General features: G+C 39.3%; 12 protein-coding genes. 9 read left to right on the forward strand and 3 right to left on the reverse strand.

Annotated elements, in window-relative coordinates:
• Position 1: 1 nt before the first annotated feature.
• Positions 2 to 907 carry an NmrA family NAD(P)-binding protein gene (locus tag B1C82_RS18840; protein ID WP_086449121.1) on the reverse strand — a complete coding sequence of 302 codons (906 nt, stop codon included), beginning with the start codon at positions 905 to 907 and terminating at the stop codon, positions 2 to 4.
• A 278-nt stretch (positions 908 to 1,185) separates the two neighbouring features.
• On the opposite strand from B1C82_RS18840, the gene B1C82_RS18845 reads away from it, so the two are divergent.
• Both B1C82_RS18845 and B1C82_RS18850 read left to right on the forward strand, forming a co-directional pair.
• Positions 1,186 to 1,971: an MBL fold metallo-hydrolase gene (locus B1C82_RS18845; RefSeq protein WP_086449122.1), complete on the forward strand. Its 786-nt coding sequence runs from the start codon at positions 1,186 to 1,188 to the stop codon at positions 1,969 to 1,971.
• A gap of 137 nt (positions 1,972 to 2,108) precedes the next feature.
• Positions 2,109 to 2,738 (forward strand): hypothetical protein, encoded by a 630-nt coding sequence (locus B1C82_RS18850; RefSeq protein WP_086449123.1) that lies wholly within the window; start codon positions 2,109 to 2,111, stop codon positions 2,736 to 2,738.
• Between the two features lie 102 nt (positions 2,739 to 2,840).
• On the opposite strand, the gene B1C82_RS18855 is transcribed toward B1C82_RS18850, so the two are convergent.
• A complete protein-coding gene (locus tag B1C82_RS18855) occupies positions 2,841 to 4,415 on the reverse strand; it encodes a helix-turn-helix domain-containing protein (RefSeq protein ID WP_086449362.1) in 1,575 nt (524 codons plus the stop codon).
• An 85-nt stretch (positions 4,416 to 4,500) separates the two neighbouring features.
• On the opposite strand from B1C82_RS18855, the gene B1C82_RS18860 reads away from it, so the two are divergent.
• Genes B1C82_RS18860 through B1C82_RS18870 form a run of 3 tightly spaced genes read left to right on the forward strand, consistent with a single transcriptional unit; the run spans position 4,501 to position 10,564 of the window.
• The gene (locus tag B1C82_RS18860) at positions 4,501 to 7,740 is read left to right on the forward strand and encodes an efflux RND transporter permease subunit (protein ID WP_086449124.1); all 3,240 of its coding nucleotides are present in this window, start codon (positions 4,501 to 4,503) and stop codon (positions 7,738 to 7,740) included.
• Positions 7,737 to 8,951 (forward strand): efflux RND transporter periplasmic adaptor subunit, encoded by a 1,215-nt coding sequence (locus tag B1C82_RS18865; RefSeq protein WP_086449125.1) that lies wholly within the window; start codon positions 7,737 to 7,739, stop codon positions 8,949 to 8,951. Before B1C82_RS18860 ends, B1C82_RS18865 begins: the two co-directional genes overlap by 4 nt.
• Entirely contained in the window at positions 8,948 to 10,564 is a 1,617-nt protein-coding gene (locus tag B1C82_RS18870; RefSeq protein ID WP_086449126.1) for an efflux transporter outer membrane subunit, read from the forward strand. Before B1C82_RS18865 ends, B1C82_RS18870 begins: the two co-directional genes overlap by 4 nt.
• A gap of 35 nt (positions 10,565 to 10,599) precedes the next feature.
• Here the strand turns inward: B1C82_RS18870 and B1C82_RS18875 are convergent, their stop codons facing one another.
• Entirely contained in the window at positions 10,600 to 12,198 is a 1,599-nt protein-coding gene (locus B1C82_RS18875; protein ID WP_086449127.1) for a Na+/H+ antiporter, read from the reverse strand.
• A gap of 72 nt (positions 12,199 to 12,270) precedes the next feature.
• Here B1C82_RS18875 and B1C82_RS18880 point away from each other — a divergent pair, with 72 nt between their 5' ends.
• The 4 genes from B1C82_RS18880 to B1C82_RS18895 all read left to right on the forward strand — a co-directional run bounded on the left by B1C82_RS18880 (position 12,271) and on the right by B1C82_RS18895 (position 18,530).
• Positions 12,271 to 13,602, forward strand: a complete 1,332-nt coding sequence (locus B1C82_RS18880; RefSeq protein ID WP_234008361.1) for a phospholipase C/P1 nuclease family protein — start codon at positions 12,271 to 12,273, stop codon at positions 13,600 to 13,602.
• A 99-nt stretch (positions 13,603 to 13,701) separates the two neighbouring features.
• Positions 13,702 to 14,721, forward strand: coding sequence for a VOC family protein (locus B1C82_RS18885; RefSeq protein WP_086449129.1), 1,020 nt, complete (start codon positions 13,702 to 13,704; stop codon positions 14,719 to 14,721).
• A 25-nt stretch (positions 14,722 to 14,746) separates the two neighbouring features.
• Entirely contained in the window at positions 14,747 to 15,781 is a 1,035-nt protein-coding gene (locus B1C82_RS18890; RefSeq protein WP_086449130.1) for an alcohol dehydrogenase catalytic domain-containing protein, read from the forward strand.
• A gap of 460 nt (positions 15,782 to 16,241) precedes the next feature.
• Positions 16,242 to 18,530, forward strand: coding sequence for a glycoside hydrolase family 5 protein (locus B1C82_RS18895; RefSeq protein ID WP_086449131.1), 2,289 nt, complete (start codon positions 16,242 to 16,244; stop codon positions 18,528 to 18,530).
• The last annotated feature ends 2 nt before the right edge of the window (positions 18,531 to 18,532 follow it).

The following is an 18,532-nucleotide window of genomic DNA, read 5'->3' on the forward strand; positions in this document are numbered from 1 at the left end:
TCTACTTTTGTTGATTGTAAACCTTTGCAAATTCTATTGCAAAATCTTTCAGTTTTGTTTTTCCTAGTGTTGGCCGATTACGGTAATAATCTTGGTATAACACGCCACCCCTTCTGGAAGCATTCATCTCAGTGAAACCTTTTGCGGTTTTAGGATTCATTCCCACTGCAATCATACCATTCAATAACTGCTCATCCGAAATGGCAGTCCATTTCAGATCAGACTTTCCGATAGCCTCTCCTAATATCTTTGCGATTTCATTTGGAGAAACTTCGTCACTCGCTATATATCGAATGTTTCTTCCGTTGAAAGGTTTATCAATCTCTTCTGCAATGGCCGTTGCAATATCTAAGGTTGATACCCAAGGCTCCTTCTCGTCTCCTTCGTAATTCGAAATTATAACACCTTGCGCTTTGATTGTTTGGATAAACGCAAACATATTATAATAGAATCCTACAGGACGCATGAACTTAATAGAAACATTCTGTGGTAACTCTTTCAAGATATTTTCAGCAATATAATGAAATGCAAGAATACCATTTCCAGAATCGGTATGAGCTCCAATACTGCTAAGATGAATCACTTTTTCGACTCCAGATCGCTGGATCGCATCTTTATAACTTTGTGCGATCTTACGAATCGTTTCCATCACATCCAAATTTTGATCAAAGAAGCTATGATAGCCTATAGCTTCCATCGCATATATTAGATCCGCACCTTGGAAAGTATGAAATAAGAAATCGCTGTCTTCCATTTTTCCGATAGAAGCGATAGCTCCTAAGCCTTCTATTTCCTTCTTCCTTTCCGGATTACTGCTTACTACAGTAACTGAATGTCCTTTTCTGACCAACTCTTCAGTAAGAGGTTTACTGATATGTCCTAATGAACCTGTAACTATGATCTTCATAAATTTTTCTCCAAGATTCGAGATCCTAATAGCGGTATTTCTTATTCTGATCGATTTAGAAAACCGTAAGTTCGTTTAGGTCGGATTATTCGAGTAGCCGAATCTCAGACGGATGTAGTCGTTTTTAAGGCTTTAGAGAAATATAAAATACCTAATTAGCCTTCGGTCTATATCGACACTTATCTTTACAAAGTCCAAAAAGGAAAATATTCTGGATTTTCAATCGGTCTAGTTTTCCGGAACACCGGAAACATCCAGATCAAAAACAAGGAGATCTCATGAGATCAATAAGTAATCTTTTTCGAAATATACGAATCGTTTTAACCGCACTATTAGTTACTGGCCTTATACAAGGATTGATAGGATGCGCAACAGTAGAACCAAAACCTAAAATTGAGATTCCTAGTTCCAAAACTTCTATCCAAATCCAGCCAATCTTTCATGGAAGTTTAGTTCTGACAATTGGCGAAAAAACAATTTATGTGGATCCTTCTTGGGGAGGAGAAAAGTATAAAGATCAGAAAAAACCGGACCTGATCCTAATTACCGATATTCACCCAGATCATATGGACCTAAAAACTTTGGGAGAGATCGCCACTAAGGAAACTCAGATCATCGCTCCAGAAGCAGTTGCAAAAGAAGCAAAAGAATATACTAATGTCACTCGTTTAAAGAATGGGCAATCCACTTCCGTAAGTGATATTAATATTTCTGCGATTCCTATGTATAATATTACCAAAGAACATTTAGATAAACATACTAAAGGAAGAGGAAATGGTTATTTGATCAAGTTTGGTGGAAAGACAATCTATATCTCCGGAGACACTGAAGATATTAAAGAAATGAGATCTTTGAAGAATATTGACATCGCATTTATTTGTATGAACCAACCTTACACAATGACTGTAGAAAAAGCAGCGGATGCAGTGAAAGATTTTAAACCGAAAGTTGTGTATCCATATCATTACCGCGGAAAAGACGGATTAAGTGACACCGAAAAGTTTAAGGCTCTTGTAAAAGAATCAAGCCCTTCTACCCAAGTTGAACTGATCAACTGGTATTGATCTATTGATTAACAGTTTCGAAAAAGAGAGCATTTTCTTTTTCGAAACTTCTCCACATGTTGCAAAAGACTTATATTTTTACATAATTATGCCATTTTGTGGTTTACTTTACTTCATACAAATTAAATTACAAACCTATGCAACTAATTCTATCCCTTGTAACGTTAGCCCTTTTTCTGGCATTTTTCGCCGGACTCAAAAACCCAACCCTGTTCTCTAAATGGATAAAGGAACCAACTCGTAAAAAAACCTCTCTCATATTCGGGGGTGCCCTCCTAGTTTCTATAATTCTTTTTGGAATATTCTCGCCACCTAAGTATGAATTAAGCAAAGAAGAAATAGGTTCCTTAAGTGAAGAAGATCAAATCAAATTGATTGTAAAAAAACAAATTGGAGAGGAAGCTTTAAAGAACGTGGTTATTACACGTTCTGAAAATGGGTTACTAGGAGTAGAGGTACAATTTGACGCCAAGAGCACTATCGACATGACTAAAAAAATGCGTATCGATTGGATTAAATCGAAAATGGCTGAATCTTATATCTCTATATATAAGAATTATAAAAACGTTGGAGAATGTAAAATCGGAGCATTCTTTCCGATGTCCGATAGTTACGGCAATAGTGCTGAAATAGAAGTGTACATAACGTATTTAGCGAAAGAAGAAGCGGACAAAGTAAATTGGAGCGCGGAAGATTGGGATCTAAAAGGAAATATCGTCCCTAGAATTTGGATGAACATTGCAATTCATCCGCAATTCCAGCTTTAATATTTTTCTCAATTAATCAGCAAGAATAAACATCCTGCGTATACTTTCATTCGGCAAAACCAGCTTTTTGCCAAATCAAAGTTCAAGAAACAATCTATCTTACTAAGTTTCAGTTTCCTCAGAAGAATCGAGTGAAGCTGATTTTTTAAATTCCTGCGGAGTTAATCCTGTATACTTCTTAAAAGAATCATAGAAGGAAGACTTGGATTGAAAACCTACAGAAAACGCGAGATCCAGTATATTTGCGGAAGGATCATTTAGAATAATCCGCTTAGCCTCCTCTATTCTGTATTTTTTAAGCAGGTCAGGAAAAGAGATATTCAGCACTTGGTTTAAAAGCTCTGAAACCTGATGAACTGATAGACCTAAAACCGCAGCAAGATCGCTGATCCTCAATTCTTCTTCTAAATAGATCTTGTCTTCATCCAGTAGTTTGTTCAATCGAGCTAGTGTATCGTCTACATTGATACCGACGATTTGAGATTTTTTCTTTCCTGATATGTCCGAGGATGTCTTATCCACTTGGAAATTCTTAAGTTCTTCTCTTCTTAAAGAAATTTCATATTCTAATTCTCGGATCCTTGTCCTAACAGAGCGACTAGTGAGAAATATGTTTATTGGAACGAAAAATGCTAAAAAGAATAAGAAACTTTTTCCATCGAAAGAAAAGAATGCCTTATATGAAATGATGTTTAATATCTCTATTGCAAGTAGAGAGAACATCCCGAACACAAACCAACGGGTTTGGATCGTTTTCCTCTTTGTAGCAACCAAGCTGAGAAGGATTGCTGTTACTGTCACAGCCAGGTAGAAAATCGTAAAAGAACGGGAAACGAACTGTCTAGGAAATTTAGTAAAACTTAAAGCGACCATGATCGCAGTTAGAATATTTACAGTATTATAAAAATACCATACCGGTTTAAAATTCTGCCTGATCTTTAGAAAATGAGAAACCCAGAGAGTTCCAGAAATGATCAGATAACCTATCATGATCTTCTTCCCTAAAGAAAGAGGTAAACCGAATCCTGGAAAAAGATATCTGGAGGCTATCCCAGACACGAATAAGAATGTAAGCCCAATACCAAATGAAAACAGGATCTGATATAGAATCCACTTAGAACGAAGACGAACATAGGAATTGATTAAATAGGCGATCTGTACGATCACAAGTGCCAGAAGTGAGAACACAATTCCAGAATAAACTGTGGAAATGGAATATAATTCTTCTGCGCTTACTAATCGAACTTCTGAGAGTATATAATTCCTAGACTGGATCCTAATATTGATCTCCGAGCTATTTTCCAGGAATTTTCGGAGGGGAAAAACGGGAAATATCCCTGGGATCAGCCATTCATTGACCGGATGAATGAAACCTGCCCGCTGACAGTCTCCCTTTAAGTCGCAAACTTGGACGGAATCCAAAAGACTCCAAGGAAAGATCAGGAATTCAGTCTTGGATTCCTCCGGTAGATTACCGATCCGGAAACGCAGATCGATCTGCTCCGGATAAAATCCCCAGTCGAGCAATACTGAAAAATCATCGATCTGCTTCCAATGAGCCTGGTCGGAACCTAGGATACGCAGGTGCCCTACCTGCTTCTCATCCCCTTGGGAATAGGTTTGGGTAGAAACTCCCAAAGCCAAGGTCAAAATCAGGAATACTTTTATTCTAGACATATTGAACATTCAAGAACTCTGTCCAAACTTATAAACCGGGACGATTTTCTCCACTTTAAATGCTACTAATATATGAGGAAACAAAATGAATGAAATCGTTCTCATTGCTCTAAAAAGACCTTACACCTTCGTGGTCCTCGCTATTCTAATCCTGTTCTTCGGGATACAATCTATTTTCAAAGCTCCTACAGATGTTTTTCCAAACATCAAGATACCGGTCATTTCGGTAGTATGGGGATACCAAGGTATGCTTCCAGAAGATGTTGCGGGAAGGATCACATACTTTTTCGAAAGAGCATTAACCAGTACCGTAGAAGGAATCAAAGCGATTAATAGCAGATCCTATTACGGAAGTAGTATTATCAATATAGAATTGCAACCACATACTGATCTTGCAGGTGCAGAAGCGGAGGTGGCTGCGATTTCGCAGACAGTAGTCACCTCCTTACCCCCGGATATTTCTCCGCCAATGATCATGAGATTGGAGGCATCCTCCGTTCCGGTTGCGATGCTTCAAGTTACTTCAGAGAAGATGACTCCTGCAGAACTTTATAATCTCGCATTCATGAGAATACGTTCTCTACTTGTTACCATCCCAGGCGCAATCATTCCTCAGCCTTACGGTGGAACTCCGATGCAATTATTGGTCTCACTGGATAAGCAAAAACTTTTATCCAGAAACCTTTCGCCTATGGATGTATTCAAGGCTTTTAATGAACAGAGCGCTGTGTTACCAGCAGGAGATCAGAAGATCGGTAAAACAGATTGGATGGTAATGACGAATGCTATTCCAATCCAAGTAGAAGATTTTAATAATATTCCGATCAAGCGTGTAGGCAATAGCACATTCTTTATGAGAGATGTTGCAAGTGTCGCTCTAGGCGGCCCTCCTCAATTGAACTCTGTGCTCGTGGATGGAAAACAATCCGTTTTGATCGTGGTGATGAAAAGTGGTGATGCATCTACCCTGGATGTGGTGGATGGAATTCGTAAGACCATGCCAAGGATTAAAGAAATTTCTCCCGACGATGTGGAGATCAAACTTCTAAATGATGCTTCCATTTTCGTTAAAGATTCCATTGAGAACGTTGTCCATGAAATGATATTAGCTGCTGCCTTAACCGGGTTAGTAGTATTACTTTTCTTAGGTTCTTGGAGAGCAACAACGATTATAGCAACATCTATTCCTCTTTCTCTTTTAAGTTCTATCATAGGCCTTCATTTGATCGGTGAATCTATCAATGTGATGACCTTAGGAGGTCTCGCTCTTGCAGTAGGTATCCTTGTGGATGATGCCACAGTGATGATAGAAAATATCGATACTCATATTGAAATGGGTAAACCATTAGAGAAGGCAATCATAGATGCTGCTAACGAGATAGTAATTCCTACATTCGTGGCAACTCTTGCTATCGTAATTGTTTGGTTCCCTCTTTTCCAATTGAGTGGTGTTTCCGGTTGGTTATTCAAGCCAATGGCAGAAGCGGTGGCACTCGCAATGATCGCCTCCTTTATTCTTTCCAGAACTCTTGTTCCGACTATGGCAAAATATTTGCTAACTGCTCATCACTCTCCAGAAGGTCATGGATCTCATTCCAAGGCAGCTGCAAAACATATTACACATACTACATCTAAGAAAACAAATTCTCGTTTTGCTTTCATTACTGAATGGATCGATTTCCTAATACGTTTTCAAAAAGGATTCGAACGTAACTTCACCGAATTCAGAGAACGTTATTATATTCTTCTACAGAAAGTAATAGCAGATCGTAAAAGATTTGTGAAGATATTCTTAGCGATAGCTACAGGATCCCTTCTTCTATTCTATATGAATGGTAGAGACTTCTTCCCTGAGATCAAGGCTGGAACCTTGCAGATGCATATGCGTGCACCTTTGGGAACCAGGATAGAAGTTTCTGGAAGGATTGCCACTCTGGTCTCGGAAGATATTAAAAAATTACTTCCTGGTAAAGTGGAGAGTGTTCTGAGTAACTGCGGCCTCCCAGTAGGACCTCATAACCTTGCATTTATCCCTACTCCTACGATCGGTTCCCAAGATTGTGATCTAACAATCTCATTAAAGGATGAAGAATCTCCTGTTTGGGATTATAGACAAACTTTGAGAAAAGGATTAAGTGAATTATATCCAGGAACAGTATTCACATTCCAACCAGCAGACTTAACTGCAAAGATCCTGAACTTTGGCTCACCTTCTCCGATTGATATTCAAATCAATGGAATGGATCTAGAGAAAAATTTTGAATTTGCTCAAAAACTTCAGGGCAAACTCAAAACGATCCCGGGTGCCGCAGATGTTGTGATCCAACAAACAATGAGCACACCTACTCTTCTTGTAGATGGAAATAGAAGTTTGGGGATCAATGTTGATCTTCCTATGAAGTCGGTAGCGGAGAATATGTTACTCGCAACTTCAGGTAGTCAGCAGATAGACCAAGAATATTGGATGGATCGTAAAACAGGTCTTTCTTATCAGATCAATATTTATGTTCCTCAGCCTCAGATGAGAAGAACAGAAGATTTACTTACTGTTCCAGTCAATCGCGGAGACTTACAAGATAATTCAGAAAACGGAATACAGCTTTTAGGAAACGTAGCCAATATTACTCCAACAGGGACTCCAGGTTTAGTAACTCACCAAAACCTTTTACCTCTAATCGACGTTTATGTTTCTGCAGAAGGAAGAGACCTTGGAGGAGTGCTAAGTGATGCTCAAAAGATCATGGACTCCATGAAGAGCGAACTTCCAAGAGGAGCAGCAATCGAGATTTTAGGACAGGCGGAGACAATGAGAAGCGCATACATAGAGCTGATTGGCGGACTCTTCGTAGCTATTCTTCTTGTTTATCTTTTGATCGTAGTGAACTTCCAGTCTTGGACTGACCCTTTCATTATCATCACTGCTTTGCCAGGAGCATTAGCAGGAATTGCCTGGTCACTATTCCTAACACGCACATATATCTCGGTGCCTGCTTTAACTGGAGCGATCATGTGTATGGGAACGGCGACTGCAAACTCCATATTAGTAGTTTCTTATGCAAGAGATCGTCTTGAAGTCCACGGAGACGCGATAAGAGCCGCTATCGAAGCAGGATATTCTAGGATCAGACCAGTGCTTATGACTGCTTCCGCGATGATCATAGGAATGGTTCCTATGTCTATAAGTAACTCTCAAAACGCTCCTTTAGGAAGAGCGGTGATCGGAGGATTGGCTGTTGCTACATTCGCTACACTATTCTTCGTTCCTTGTATCTATGCGATCATCTATAACAACCGTGCAAAAATTCAAAAGGAAAGTTCCAAATGATTCCAACAGTACCTAAAAAGAAACTATTAACACTATCTTCAATCTCATTCGGAGTTATATTCCTGTGCTATATATTCTATCAACAAATACATAGCGCAGAAGAATTCCGAAAGGAAGCCTTGGAAGCATCCATCCCAAATGTTTCCGTAGTAAGTCCAGCACCTCCAAATCCTTTGGAAACGATTACATTGCCGGGAACAGTTCGTGCATGGTATGAGGCTGTTATCTATGCTCAGGTCCCAGGTTACGTAAAAATGTGGTATAAAGACTATGGCGCAGAAGTAAACGAAGGAGACGTACTTGCCCGTATCAAGGTTCCTGCTTTGGATGCGGAATATGCCCAAGCAGAAGCAGACCTAGATTCTCAAAAAGCAAAATACAAACTGGCAGCGGTCACCGCTGACAGATATTTAGCATTAAGAAGTTCTCATGCAGTTTCGGAGCAGTCCATTTCTGTTGCAGTAGCTGATAAAAATTCAGAAGAAGCAAAATTGAAATCCGCAGAAAAGAATGTGGATAAGTATAAGGCAAGGATCAATTTCAAAACGATAGTAGCTCCCTTCAAAGGAGTGGTGATCCAAAGAAATATTAACGTAGGAGATTACGTAAACCAGGAAGGAAATGTTGATGATAGTAAAACTCCTTCTAACCTATTTACCGTAGCGGATATTCACAGAATGCGTTTATTCGTTTCTGTTCCAGGAACCTTTGCCTATTTGCTAAAATCTGGGTTAACTGCAGAGGTTACTGTACAACAATTCCCAAATCGAAAATTCGTCGCGAACTTCCTTACACTTTCTAAAGGTTTCGACCTGAACATGAGAACTGTAATTGCAGAATTCACGATCGATAATAAGGACAGATCATTATGGCCAGGTTCTTATGCACAAGTAACTCTAACTGCTCCAGTCAAAAAAGATCTTCTTACAATACCATCCAGCTCATTGGTCTTTGATGAAAATGGAACACAAGTTGCAACTGTAACCCAAGACAATAAGGTACATTTCAAACCGATTACTGTGAACAAGATCATAGATTCTATTATAGAAGTAAGAGATGGAGTTAGCACGACCGACCGAATTGTGAACAACCCTTCTGCTTCTTTATTGGAAGGCGATCAGGTGAGAGTGGTAGAACCAAGAACCGGATATTCCGATATGAACACTTCTAAAAAAGAAGGTTCAAAATTAGAACCAGTAGCATCGAAATGAACCGATCTCAAAAAATATATAAAACAAAAGAGAGAAACATCGTCTTCGGACGATGGATCTCATTTTTACCACTGGCTGTGTTATTGGTTTCTTGTTTGAACGGTCCTGCATTTGATCTTGCTCCTAAATATTTAAGCCCAGACTATGTAGTCCCGGATTCTTGGAGCGGATCAGGTCCCTTTGTAAAAGCAAATCCTTCGGAAGGAGAAGCAATCCAAGCAGATTGGTGGAAACTATTTAATGATCCTGTATTGAACAAATTAGAAGAGCAAGCAATCGCTGCGAATCCGGATTTGCAAGCAGCCGCAGAAAGATTTGTGCAAGCAAGAGATGCGATGCTTAAGGTCCGTTCTCAATTGATCCCTCATTTAGGAGTGGGTTTAAGCGGGTCCAATAATAGGCAATCGGACAATCGATTATTTCGAGGAGCGGGAGAAGCAAATCAAGAAGGAACAGCCTCTTTAGGAGGAATCGCCTCTTGGGAACCTGACTTTTGGTCTTCTATCAGAAACTCTACAAGAGCACAAATTTATAATGCACAGTCAGTCGCGGCAGACTTTGCTTTGGCTCGGTTAAGCTTACAGGCAGAACTCGCTGCTGATTATTTTACATTCAGAGGTTTGAATGCTCAGGACACAACTTACCGTCAATCTATAGAATTTTATGAGCAATCTTTAAATCTTGTAAATGAAAGATATAAAGGTGGTATCGCTCCTGAGTTGGATGTGCAAAGAGCACAGTATCTTTTATCTAGTACCCAAGCAAAACGTTTAGACATTCAATCTAAAATGAGAGTAACTGAGAATGCGATTGCGATCTTACTCAATAGAGCTCCTACAGGATTTAAAATCCCTCCTGTGGAAGAAATTCAAGTTGTTGCGTTTAAAGTACCTGCGACTCTTCCTTCTACCTTATTAGAACGTAGACCTGATATTGCATCCATGGAACGTAAAATGGCAATAGCAAATCGTAATATAGGTATAGCCCGTGCAGCGTTCTTTCCTAATGTTTCCTTTAGTGGGGGCGGAGGATTTGAAGGCGGAGTCAATTTAGTCCAACTCTCAAACAGTTTCTGGTCATATGGATCGACAGTTTCTCTCCCTATCTTTCAAGGTGGATATCGTAGAGCTCAATTGCAACAAGCATGGTCTGCCTACAGAGAAACAGAAGACAATTACCGTTCTACAGTCTTGAATGCTTTCAGAGAAGTAGAGAATGGACTGACAGAAACCACCTACATGTCGGAACAATCCCAAAGGCAGGACCAAGCAGTAGAAGCCGCATCACAAGTGCAGAATATGACAATGGCTTTATATAAAGGAGGTTTGAGCAATAGTTTGGAATTGATCTATGCGCAAGTAAATACTCTTGATGCTAGGATAGATGCTATCTTGGTTAAGACTGAATTAAACAGAGCATCCGTTCGACTGATAAGAGCATTGGGTGGTGGCTGGAAAAACAGTCAATTGCCTGGAGACGATGAGATACAACCATTCAATATATTTGATTTTTCTAACTCTAAAAAACCTGATGCAGCAGGCGGAATAGATGTAAATGCTGAGGAAGACAATTCTCAAAATAAAAATCTAACTGCGCCTATTTTAGATAGATAAACCTGAGAAGATCAAAATAAAACCAGCGAAAGAAATCAGTCACTTTCTCTGGTTTTAAATTCTTCTATATCTATAAGTGCATGGTATTTACGTATCACTTCTTCATCGAATCCTGAATCATGATTTAGATCGTTCAAAACATCTCTCTGGAATTGAAGTAGTTCCAAATATATATCTCCATACTCTCTCCTTTCTCCCCTATGAGCTCCTGTCATTCCTTTCAATTCCTCTTCGAAATATCCTAATTCAGTTTTCAAACGAGAAATTAGATTTTTGAGATGTTTATTCTTGTGGGAACCGGATCGATTCCTATCTTCTAAATAATGAAGTGACTCTGTTGCTAATTTCTTTTGGATCATTACTTCTTGTTTATGAACAGGAATAGGAGTTTGGAAATCCATTACATTCAATTTCCGAATGAGCCAAGGAAGGGTTAGTCCATTAAAAATCATAGTAGTTAAGATCACTATGAATGTTATAAATAAGATCAAGTTCCGATATGGAAATGGAGTTTCTCCAATTGTATATAATGGAATAGAAAGAGCAGCAGCTAGGGAAACAACTCCTCTGATCCCTGCCCAACCCAGTACGATCGGAATTTTCCATCCTGGATTCACTTCTGTAACTTCTATAAAATTACTCATGATTCGAGTGAAACCGGAAGTACACAATGCAATGATGATCCTAATTGCAACCAAAGCAAATGAGATCAAGAGTCCATAGACAATTGCATTTGTTAAACTTGTATCCCCTAGCTGGTTTACTATAGAAGGTAACTGCAAACCAATTAGCAAGAATACAAGTCCATTCAAAATAAATACAATACTACTCCAAACATTCTCACCTTGGATACGACTTGCATAACTCAAGAGGCCTTGGCGTTTGCTAGATAAAAGAAGTCCTCCGCATACAACAGCAAGAACTCCAGAAACATGAAAATGTTCCGCCAAATAATACATACAATACGGAGTCACAAAAGTTAAAACGATCTCTATACTTGGAGTAAGAGGAAGCCAACGATGGATCCCATAAAACATAAGACCCACTGCCAAACCAATGAATGAGCCAGCAATCACAACCCAAACGAAACTAAAAGTTGCTTCTTGGAGATTAAACTGCCCTGTAATCACTGCAGCCAAAGCGAACCTGAAAACGATCAAAGAAGAAGCATCATTCAGCAAACTTTCTCCTTCTGCGATGCTTACTACAGACTTAGGAGCTTTTGTCTGTTTCATGATAGTAACGGAAGAAATAGAATCAGGAGGAGAGATAATTCCTCCTAATAAAAATCCGATCGCTAATGTAAATCCAGGAATTAAGGAACTCGAGATCAACGCAATTACGCAAGAAGTGATGATAACAATTGGAAATGCAAAACCTGCAATGATCCTTCTCCATTTCCAAAATTCTTTCCAAGAAATCTGCCAAGCGGCCTCATACAATAAAGGAGGAAGGAATATTAGAAAAACAAGTTCTGGTGTGATTGTAATAATTCGGAAGAATGGAATTGTACTTACAACAAGCCCTCCGATCAAAAGAACAATCGGATAAGCAAGTCCAAGTCGATTTGCAATCACAACTAATCCAAGGATGATCAAAATTAAATAAACGTATTCAACTAGGATATTTTCCATCTGCCCCTGTTTGAGTAAGAGATTTAACAGATCATCACTAACCTTTTCTCCTACTCAACAACTTTACAGTTTGTGTTGACTTCTCTTGCTTATCAAAAATACTTTGGTGTGCTCAAATTCAAATATTATTCTAGTTTAATCTGTATTACCGCTCTTAGTTTCTTTGCTACACCTGCAGAAGCATGGTGGAATCACTTTCTATTCAACCGACCTGCACTCGAAGCTATGCCAGAGTTAGTATCTGCACCTAAGGTAAAAGTAGAATCGTTAGAAGACTTCTTACTTAAAGAACAAGACAAACTTATCCCCTTAATGAGTGATATGGAGAAGGAAGCAAATCTACACTACGATAAGAGTGCACCCCTTCCGGAATCACTTGTATTCAAAGGTGGAGATAGAAAAAACATCCGCAATCATTTCTTAAGAGCTCTTAGGCTGAATACCGGAACACCGTTAGGTTATTTCCTGCAAACTCTCCCAGGAAATCCTATTCCTGCAAAAAAATCGAATCCGCTGACTGTAAGCATTTATGGAGAGAGAGATCTAAAACAAGATTACGAATTTTATGATATTCGAATAGGAGAACTTGTAAGCCCCCTTGAAGTACTCGCTACAGCGAGCGATGAGCCTGATTTTGGGTTGGACTTAAATTTATTTGAAGATAATGGAGAAAGTTTTGGAAAAGAATACGGTTTTGGAATACAATCTTTTGGAGATTCCAAGATCTATTATGCAACGCAAGTTCCATTTCATATAGGCTATTATCATGAATCTCCAATTATTTTTGCAGCGGCAGGATTTTTGACCCGCACCTATCCTGAATACAGAATACATCAGTTTATGACACTCTCTCGTTATGCCTTTGAGACTGGACATACTTATTGGGGTTATCGTTTTTTAGGCTGGGGAATGCATTATGTTGTGGATTTGACCCAACCATATCACGCGAGAGTTCTTCCAAATTTTGGGACAATTAGTATGCTTTGGATCAATCTAAAGGCAATTCTTGGATTTGAAACTGCTAAAAATGAAGCGATCGACAGAATCGCAAGCAGACATACAACTATCGAAAAATATCATTTTAGTACATTAAGAAATGCTTATCGTAATAAAGATCTAACTCATCCCTTTATTGTAAGTGTAAAACAAACCGATATGGATAATAACTTCGGTAAATATGATAATTCCTATATTGTGGACGTTGTATCAAAGCAAAGTTACGATATCTCAGATCGAATTGATACTTTGATAGATGAATCAAATCTACTGAACGGCTTTTCAGAAGGTAAATTACTTCCAGAGATCAACCAACAGTCTTTAGAGGAATTAGATTCCACAATTACAGGTCATATGAAAAGTGTTGGCTCTCATATCCGTAATTACGTGAGAAGCGGTCTGAAATAAGAACTCTCATTAATTTTTTAGATTTTTAATCAATACCGGATTCATTCAAGCGCCGAAGAATGAATCCGTGTTATCCTCATCTAAAAGGAATACATTTAGATGAGAAATAAACCAAAAAAGAAAAAATCACTCTTCATACTTGGGATCTTAGTATTATTCCTTTCCATTTGGTACTCGGTTACTGCCTCTCAAAGTGAATATCATAAAACTGAAAATGTAGATTTTGTTTTTGAAACGATAATCATAAATAGCCCGGATCCTGAACGACTTTCAGACTTTTATCAAAATGTATTTCGGGCAACAAAAGTAGGATCAGATCCAAAATGGGATCTTGAAAATTCAGATCGTTCTTCTATCACTCTTAAGACACCAGATTATAAGGACCAAGGTCCCCTACTCACTATCTTTAAAGGTCAAAAAGAGAATTCTAAACTTCCTTCCGCAAATGATATAGGGTATGCACATATTTGTTTCGAGGCAGATAATATCCCAGGCCTTATAAAACAAATCGTAAAGAATGGCGGCAAAATTATCAGTAATTTTGAGGATTTAGAAAAAGTCCCTGCAATTTATGGAACAGATCCAGATGGGAATGTCTTTGAGATCCATCTCCCCTTTCCCACACCTTTTACTCCGCTTACGTTTTATCGCTCATTGAACTCTTTTTTACGTATTCGTTTCAAACTTTCTCCCCCAGAAACGGATCGGATCCGATTTCTACACGTAAATATAAATTCAAAAGACTGGAACAAAACATTAAATTTCTATAACAAAATCCTAAACTCTTCTGCAACTGGTTTTGAAAGAGATTACAAAGGAGAGTTTATAGAGAATTTAACGGGTATAAAAGGTGCAGAAGTAAAGGGACGTCATATCGCTCTTCCTGGATATAGCGCAGGAGGTCCTACCTTTGAAATTTTTACTTATAACCAATTCTCGCCGAGAGGTCCATTAAGTAAATCTGATACAGGGAAAGTCGCAACCGGTTTCCGTGTATTGAATCTAAAAGCTGCCTTAGATAAAGTAATCCAAGAAGGAGGCACTCTAATCAGTGAAAAGCAAAATGAGTCTGCGATCCTGAGAGATATCGACGGCAATTTGTTCCTATTAGCCCAATAAAAATAGAATATATAAAAAGGAATCCATGAAAAAGTACCTTCCTCAAAAAATGAAAGCTCTCAGACAGTTAGGACCTCTTCCAGAAGGGGCTCTTTCTGATCCGAATGAGATCAAAAAATATCTACAACTTTCTTTAGTAGATCTTCCGAAACCTAAACCTGGACAAGTTCTTGTAAAAGTAAATCGAGGTTCCATGAACCCGAACGATCTATATCATATCAAAGGAGTATATAGTTCCACTTTAGATTACCCTTATCCCAGAGGAGTTGGCTTCGAAGGTGCAGGTGTAGTGGTCGCAAACGGCGGAGGTATTGCCGGCTGGGCAAGAGTTGGCAAAAGAGTCGCCTTTTACAGTAAATTCGGAATGTTTGCTGAATACGTTTTGGCAGACGCACTAAAATTAATCGTACTACCTAAGGATGTAGAATTCCAAGAAGCAGCTTCCTCAGTTGCAAATCCGATCACTGGAGTTGGAATGGCAAGATGGGCCAAAGCCTCAGGTTCAAAATACTTTTTTATTACCGCTGCTGCGGGTGCTGTTGCCAGAATGACAATGAGAGTAGCTCATACTTATGGCTTAAAGAGTATCGCAATTGTTCGTAGAGAAGAGCAGATCGCAATATGCAAGGAAGAAGGAGCTTCTTACGTATTGAACCAATCAGATCCTGATTTTGAAAAGAATCTTACGAATCTATGCAAAGAAGTCAATTGTACTTACGGATTCGATTGTATAGGCGGGGATATGCCTCTCACTCTCATCCGTTCCATGCCACAAGGATCTACACTATGTATGTACGGTTATTTTAATACAGGTCCCGTACAATTCCAACCTCAGAAATTATTCAATGGATGGAAGATCCAATTTTTCGAAACTGAATACTATATAAATTCGCTCTCACTTCTTTCCAGATTTAGATTATCTAGAGAGGTAATCAATAATGTGAACGGACTTTTTAGACCAAAGATCCAAAAACAATTCAGTTTAGAGGAAGCAGCGGAGGCATATACATATTATAGCAAGAACATGACGGATGGGAAGATCCAGATCTTAAGTGAATGAAAAAGAGTCCTCTTCCTAAGAGGATTTCGCGCCAGGGATAGTAGCGTCATCCTGCGCCGCAACACGAGTGGTGAGGCGCAGATGGAAGCGGATAGCCCGGTCCGAGCGAAAGCTAATTAGCCATTATGCCATCTATAAATGCCTCCAGTCTTTTCGCGAGGAGGCGCCCTTAATTTCCTAAAAGCCACTTGAACCAGTTCTAATTAAACCACTAAAGATATAGCTCTAAATACATTAAGTATTTATAATATAAAAAGAAATATGTAATAAATGGATTTTAAATATATGGACTGTTCGTTCAATGTTTTTATCATAACGAACGCTTTAAAAAGAAAAAACATCAGATATAAAATAGAATCATGGAGAAAAATAAACGGTATATAAGTATGTCCTGTTTAATATCCCCACATATAAAAATAAATCCGTGATTGAATTGGGAATTCAATGGAGAGAATTTAAAATGTTTAACAGAAGGAAAATGAAAATTTTTTGTTCTGTCTCGGTGGTCTTTGCTATATTAGCAAGTTGTTCCCCCGATTCGGACCAAGCGTATTTACCTTTCTCACTTCCAAAATCGGCTAAGTCCGCATACCGCTCCGTAATGTCTTTGGCAGTAACGACCACTCCTCCGGTCGTTCCTCTTAGCACAAACGGTAGATATATCGTGGATGCGAATAATAACCGTTTCAAACTGAAAGCAGTGAACTGGTATGGAGCGAGTGATACTCGTCAGGTAGTGGGAGGCTTGGACAAACAACCTATCTCTCATATTATTTCTTTGATCCAGGAATGGGGCTTCAATTCGGTTCGTTTGCCTTTTTCCAATCTAATGCTTCATGATACGAATATCGTTCCGGATGCTTATGTGGCGGCTAACCCACAATTCTTCGGCAAAACAGCATTACAGATCTATGATGAAACAGTCGCCGCTTTGACTGCTGCAGGTATAGTAGTGGTCTTAAATAACCATACTACTTTTTCAGAATGGTGCTGCGGATTCGATTATAACGGCCAATGGTATCATACAGGATCTTCCTTCGCGTATAACCAAACTCCTGAAATGTGGAAAGCGGATTGGGTTTTCTTAGTAAATCGTTATAAGGACAACAAGTTAGTTGCTGCTGCGGACCTTAGGAACGAAGTGCGCACACAACGTTTTAACGATACTCATCTTCCTAATAGTCCTAACTGGGGTTGGAATAATAATGACGACTGGCGTAAGGCTGCTGGAGAAGCTGGAAATGATATCTTACGTGCGAACCCAGATATGGTTATCGTTGTAGAAGGTATTAACTGGTGGGGCGCAATCCCAATCTTAGGTTCTGGAGAACGCCCGCACCTAAAGCCTGTTAGAGATCTTCAAGTTCATATTCGTAATGTAAACAAATTGGTTTATGCCGCTCATAACTACGGATTTATCGGACCTAAACATAATGGTGACGACGCAACTTCCGGCGGAAATATCAAATACAAGGATATGGATTTAAATACTTTCAGAAATACTATCACCGACGAATGGGGATATGTTACTGATCCAGATGCAGTTACTACTGCTCCTGTTTGGGTAAGTGAATTCGGAGCTTCTCCGGGAGAAACAAATCCTGCAGATAGAGAATGGCTCAAAAGACTTGTGGATTATTTAATTGAGAAGGATCTTGATTTTGCATTCTGGCCTCTGAACGGAGAAGACGAATGGGGACTTGTAACTTCTGATTGGTCTCAAACCAAAAGAGGAAACTGGCGTGATGAACATATGGATCGCCTTCTTGCATTCAATGGTAAGACCGGATCTGTTGCATATGTAGATCATTTAACCAAAATCGGATTTAACGGTGTAGATGATAACGTTAGCACAATCGATAACGATTGGTTATCGGGTGCAAACAAAGGAACCTGTCCTGATGGAGAACGTTTATTAGGTTTAAGCCGTGACCAAAGAGCACTTTGTAGTGATACAAAATACGGAAAACTTTGGCATGCTGACCGCGCAATTAATGTGCAAGCAGTGTATGAGACAACAACTCGTTACCATGGCACAGGAGATTGGGCAGGTGGATTTACAAAATACGAATGCCCAAATGATTACTATGTTGCAGGAGCGACTAAACACTCTTGGGGAACAAGTGGTATCCTTTGCGCTCACAGTAAGGTTCCTCTTGCTAACTCTTGCCGCACTATCTGGTTCGACCGAGGAGACAGTCGTTCTTCTCAGAGAGGTGGCGACTGGGCTCCAGGTTCTTACAAAGGCCAATGTGCTGACACAGAATACGTAGCAGGAGTCGCTCAAAGAGACGGGGGCGGAGCTGCACTACTTTGTTGCGCTTCTCCATTGAGTGGAGAATTACCTTTAGTATATAAGGCAAAAAATCTTTCTCACCGTATCGGTTTTGCAGAAGGAGATGCTTGGGTCGTAACCACAGCTGATCATTGGGCAGATCATATGATCTACGGCCCTTATGATAGAGGTCGCTGGGGAACAGGAAACAAACGAGCTGTATTCCGCATGTTAGTAGATGTTACTAACGCAAATAATGATAAGGTTGTGACCATAGATGTTTACGATGGCCAAGATGTATTGGCAAGAAGAGATGTCTATAGACATGAGTTTGTAGGTCCAGGCCAATACACTAACTTCTCATTAGATTTTAACATAGCACCTGACAAAGCAGATCGTCCTATGGAAGTTCGCGCATGGTGGTTTGATAATTCTTATGTGAAGACTGAGAATGTTACCATTCAAAATAGGTAATT

This window comes from Leptospira venezuelensis (assembly GCF_002150035.1).
Classification (GTDB): domain Bacteria; phylum Spirochaetota; class Leptospiria; order Leptospirales; family Leptospiraceae; genus Leptospira_B; species Leptospira_B venezuelensis.

Coding starts and splice junctions, on each gene's coding strand:
- B1C82_RS18850 (WP_086449123.1), top strand. CDS start 2,109: ATGCAACTAATTCTATCCCTTGTAACGTTAGCCCTTTTTCTGGCATTT.
- B1C82_RS18855 (WP_086449362.1), bottom strand. CDS start 4,415: ATGTCTAGAATAAAAGTATTCCTGATTTTGACCTTGGCTTTGGGAGTT.
- B1C82_RS18860 (WP_086449124.1), top strand. CDS start 4,501: ATGAATGAAATCGTTCTCATTGCTCTAAAAAGACCTTACACCTTCGTG.
- B1C82_RS18870 (WP_086449126.1), top strand. CDS start 8,948: ATGAACCGATCTCAAAAAATATATAAAACAAAAGAGAGAAACATCGTC.
- B1C82_RS18890 (WP_086449130.1), top strand. CDS start 14,747: ATGAAAAAGTACCTTCCTCAAAAAATGAAAGCTCTCAGACAGTTAGGA.
- B1C82_RS18840 (WP_086449121.1), bottom strand. CDS start 907: ATGAAGATCATAGTTACAGGTTCATTAGGACATATCAGTAAACCTCTT.
- B1C82_RS18865 (WP_086449125.1), top strand. CDS start 7,737: ATGATTCCAACAGTACCTAAAAAGAAACTATTAACACTATCTTCAATC.
- B1C82_RS18895 (WP_086449131.1), top strand. CDS start 16,242: ATGTTTAACAGAAGGAAAATGAAAATTTTTTGTTCTGTCTCGGTGGTC.
- B1C82_RS18885 (WP_086449129.1), top strand. CDS start 13,702: ATGAGAAATAAACCAAAAAAGAAAAAATCACTCTTCATACTTGGGATC.
- B1C82_RS18875 (WP_086449127.1), bottom strand. CDS start 12,198: ATGGAAAATATCCTAGTTGAATACGTTTATTTAATTTTGATCATCCTT.
- B1C82_RS18845 (WP_086449122.1), top strand. CDS start 1,186: ATGAGATCAATAAGTAATCTTTTTCGAAATATACGAATCGTTTTAACC.